The sequence below is a fragment of the Paratractidigestivibacter sp. genome (genome assembly GCF_052362415.1).
In the GTDB taxonomy this organism is placed as follows: Bacteria; Actinomycetota; Coriobacteriia; order Coriobacteriales; family Atopobiaceae; genus Paratractidigestivibacter.
In genome coordinates this window covers 9,401-13,688 of sequence record NZ_DAWEMK010000011.1, presented here as the reverse complement: position 1 = coordinate 13,688, position 4,288 = coordinate 9,401, and the positions used below count along the sequence as shown (strand labels likewise).

Below are 4,288 nucleotides of genomic sequence, written 5' to 3'. Positions count from 1 at the left end.
CGTCGTGGGCGCCACCCCCGCCTCCCACGTGCGCCGCGAGTGCCCCGCGCCCGGCGACGTCATCGTGCTGCTGGGCGGACGCACCGGCCGCGACGGCATCGGCGGCGCCACCGGCAGCTCCAAGGCCCACAACGTCGAGTCCATTGAGAAGGATGGTGCCGAGGTCCAGAAGGGCAACGCGCCCGTTGAGCGCAAGCTCCAGCGACTCTTCCGCCGCGAGGACGCCTGCCGCCTGATCAAGCGCTGCAACGACTTCGGCGCCGGCGGCGTCAGCGTCGCCATCGGTGAGCTGGCCGACGGCCTGCACGTCGACCTCGACGCCGTGCCAAAGAAGTACGAGGGCCTCGACGGCACCGAGCTCGCCATCTCCGAGTCGCAGGAGCGCATGGCCGTGGCCCTCGCGCCCGAGGACGTGGACGAGTTCCTCGGCTACGCGCGCGAAGAGAACCTCGAGGCCACGCCCGTCGCGACCGTCACCGCCGACCCGCGCCTGGTCATGGACTGGAACGGAAAGACGATCGTCGACGTGAGCCGCGAGTTCCTCGCCTCCAACGGCGCGCCCAAGGACCAGGAGGTCCACGTGGCGATGCCCGCCGAATACGTGCGCGACTGGGAGGGCGACACCCTGGCCCAGAAGCTCCACAGCCTCGTGACCGACCTCAACGTCGCGTCCAACAAGGGCCTCTCGGAGCGCTTCGATTCCACCATCGGCGCCGCGACCGTCCTCATGCCCTTCGGCGGAAAGACCCAGCTCACGCCCGCCATGGCCATGGCCGCCAAGCTCCCTGTGGACGGCGAGACCACCACGTGCTCCGGCATGGCGTGGGGCTTCAACCCCTACCTCATGGAGGCCGACCAGTTCACCGGCGCCTACATCTCGGTCGTCGAGTCGGTGAGCCGCCTCGTGGCCGCGGGCTTCGAGCACAAGGGCTTCTATCTCACCTTCCAGGAGTACTTCGAGAAGCTCCGCGACGAGCCCGAGCGCTGGGGCAAGCCCATGGCCGCCGTCCTCGGCGCCCTCATGGCCCAGGTCGACCTGGGCATCGGCTCCATCGGCGGCAAGGACTCGATGTCGGGCAGCTTCGAGGACCTCGACGTGCCGCCCACGCTCGTCAGCTTCGCCACGGGCCTCGGCCACGTGGGCCGCGTGACCTCGCCCGAGTTCAAGGGCGCCGGCCACAAGGTCATCGCCATCATCCCCAACTACGACGCCGACGGCATCACGCCGCTCGCGAAGTCGCTGCTCGCGGCCTACGACGTGGTCGAGGGGCTCATCGGCCGCGGGCAGGCGCTCGCGGTCTCGACCCCGGGCTACGGCGCCGTCGCCGAGTCCGTGTTCAAGATGTGCGTCGGCAACCGGACCGGCATCGAGCTCGAGCCGGCCTTCACCACCGAGGCGCTGTTCTGCCCCGCGTACGGCAGCTTCATCGTCGAGGTCTCCGACGACGCGCAGCTCCCCGTCCTCGAGCAGGGCGTGACGGCGGCGCTGCTCGGCACCACCACCGAGGACTACGAGCTCAATGCCGCGGGCGAGACGATCGACCTCGCTGAGCTCCAGGAGGCCTGGGAGGGCGCGATCGAGTCCGTGTTCCCCTACCGCGCCGAGGGCCCGAAGGTCCAGAAGCTCGACTACCGCATCGCCGAGCACGAGGTCTCGCGCCCCGCGCCCGCGATCCACGTCGCCCACCCGCGCGTGGTCATCCCCGTGTTCCCGGGCACGAACTGCGAGTACGACACGGCGCGCGCGTTCCGCCGCGCCGGCGCCGACCCCAGCGTCCTCGTGATCAACAACCTCACGCCCGAGGCCGTCGCCGAGAGCACCCACGAGCTCGCGCGCCGCATCCGCGAGAGCCAGATCGTCATGATCCCCGGCGGCTTCAGCGGCGGCGACGAGCCCGACGGCTCCGCGAAGTTCATCACCGCGTTCTTCCGCGCGCCTGAGGTCACCGAGGCGGTCCGCGAGCTGCTGCAGTCCCGCGACGGCCTCATGCTCGGCATCTGCAACGGCTTCCAGGCGCTCATCAAGCTGGGCCTCGTCCCCTACGGCGACATCCGCCCGATGGACGAGACCTGCCCGACGCTCACCTTCAACACCATTGGACGTCACCAGAGCCGCCTGGTTCGCACGCGCGTCGCGAGCGACCTCAGCCCGTGGCTGTCCAAGTGCGAGGTCGGCGACATGCACGAGATCGCGATCTCGCACGGCGAGGGCCGCTTCGTCGCGTCGCCCGAGCTCGTGGCCGAGCTGGCCGCGAAGGGCCAGATCGCCACGCAGTACGTCGGCGAGGACGGCGAGCCCGCGATGAGCCTCGACGTGAACCCCAACGGCTCCGTGCTCGCCATCGAGGGCATCACCAGCCCCGACGGCCGCGTCCTCGGAAAGATGGGTCACACCGAGCGCTCCGGCGAGGGCCTCTACAAGAACGTCCCCGGCAACAAATACCAGCCGCTCATCGAGGGCGGCGTCGCCTACTTCACCGAGTAGCGGCTCGATCACCGTCATTTGCCGCCCGTCCGCGAGGTTTCGCGGGCGGGCGGTCTTTTGGTTTTGCGCAAAACTCGCTTAGGGCCACGTTGACGCTTTTTGTTTGCACAGAACTCGCTTAGGGCTACGCTTATTCGGCCGCGAACGGCATCGCGGCCCTCGCGACACGGCAAAAGCCCAGATAAGCAATCTGAAAGAAACGACGATTTCCCCTTCAGTCGCCGTATGGACGTAGCCCTAAGCGAGTTTTGTGCACCCAGCTCGCCCCGGCGTAGCCCGAATCGAGTTTTGCGCACGCGCCGACCGCTCGAAGAGATACCCAACGATTGGATCCACCCGCATGACCAGCTCCGCCAGCCCCGCAACCGCCAGAAAGCCTTTCCTCGCCACGACCCCGGGCATGGTGCTCGCGTGCACCGTCGCCTGTATCCTGTGGGGCTCGGCGTTCCCCTGTGTGAAGATCGGCTACGCGATGTTCGGCATCGATTCCGCTGATGTCCCCTCCATCATCGCGTTCGCCGGCGCGCGCTTCCTGATCTCCGGCGTGCTGGTGGTCGTCGGCATGAGCATCGCGCGGCGACGCCCCTTCGTGCCCGCGCGCGGGGACTGGGCGCCTGCGCTCAAGCTCTCCATGTTCCAGACGATCCTACAGTACGTGTTGTTCTACATCGGCCTTTCGCGCTGCTCGGGCGTGACGAGCTCAATCATCGAGGCGAGCAACTCGTTCATCATCGTGCTGCTGGCCATCTACGCGTTCAGGACCGAGCGAATGACCGCAGCGAAGGCGATCGGCTGCGCGCTCGGCTTCGGGGGCGTCCTGCTCGTCAACCTCGACGGAGGCGCGGGCGGCCTGGGCTTCCGCCTCGACGGAGAGGGCCTCGTCTTCCTTTCGACCTTCGCGTCCGCGACCTCGAGCAACCTGTGCAAGCGCTATTCGGTCGACCACGACCCGGTGCTGCTCTCGGGCTGGCAGTTCGTCATCGGCGGGGTAGTCATGCTGGCCATGGGCCTCGCCATGGGCGGCCGCGTTGCCCCCGCGGCGGGCGCGGACCCCGCAGCGGCGATCGCGCTCCTCGTCTACCTGGGCTTCATCAGCGCGGCGGCGTACTCGCTGTGGTCGGCGACCATCGCCGCGAACGACGTCTCACGCGTGGCGGTCTTCGGCTTCATCAACCCGGTCTTCGGCGTGATCCTCTCGGCCCTGCTCCTCGGTGAGACCAGCGTGCTCTCCCCCGCCCTCGCTGTCGCGTCCCTCGTGCTCGTGAGTGCGGGCATCATCATCGTCAACCGGCGGGCGTAGGCTATAGGGCCGGAGCCGCGAGCGTAGGGCGGCCATCGTGGCAAGAATCGCCGCCGTGGCACGAGGCGTGGCAGAAATCGGCGCTGCGGCACGAGGCGCAACAAAAAAGGCCGCTGTGGCAGGAATCCCCGTGCCACAGCGGCCTTTTTTACCACACTCCCCGCCACAGCGCCGATTCTTGTCACACCCCAACTTTGGCTCCTCGAGGAAGGGCGAAGCGCCGACCGCCGACGCGTTGCACCGGTCCCTACTTTTGAATCCAGCGGAAAAGATATACTCCCCCTTAGCGCAACGATGCGGATGGAGCTTTTCATGACAATCGAAGTTGTATACGACTCTCAAGTCACCAACCTCACGATCAGCCGTGCAAGGCAACTCGCGCCAAAGGAATTCGGACCCGCCTACAATTGGTTTATCGAGAATACCGGCCGTCACATCAGCGCATTGCCACATCGAATGAAGGCCGATAAGCCGAATCTTGAGATTCCACTCAGCAGAGACTC

Annotated in this window: 3 protein-coding genes; all 3 read left to right on the top strand. The window is 67.3% G+C overall.

The annotated features are described in order from the left end of the window. A partial coding sequence (locus tag ACT84W_RS02230; protein WP_444328058.1) for a phosphoribosylformylglycinamidine synthase occupies positions 1-2,485 on the top strand: 2,485 nt, incomplete at its 5' end. A gap of 340 nt (positions 2,486-2,825) precedes the next feature. Further along, the gene (locus ACT84W_RS02225) at positions 2,826-3,785 is read left to right on the top strand and encodes a DMT family transporter (protein WP_444328057.1); all 960 of its coding nucleotides are present in this window, start codon (positions 2,826-2,828) and stop codon (positions 3,783-3,785) included. 312 nt (positions 3,786-4,097) lie between these two features. After that, on the top strand, positions 4,098-4,288 hold a 191-nt coding region (locus ACT84W_RS02220; protein WP_444328056.1), incomplete at its 3' end, for a hypothetical protein.

What these genes read in the sequence shown, in the direction of transcription:
- ACT84W_RS02225 (WP_444328057.1), top strand. Translation starts at nt 2,826, where the DNA reads ATGACCAGCTCCGCCAGCCCCGCAACCGCCAGAAAGCCTTTCCTCGCC.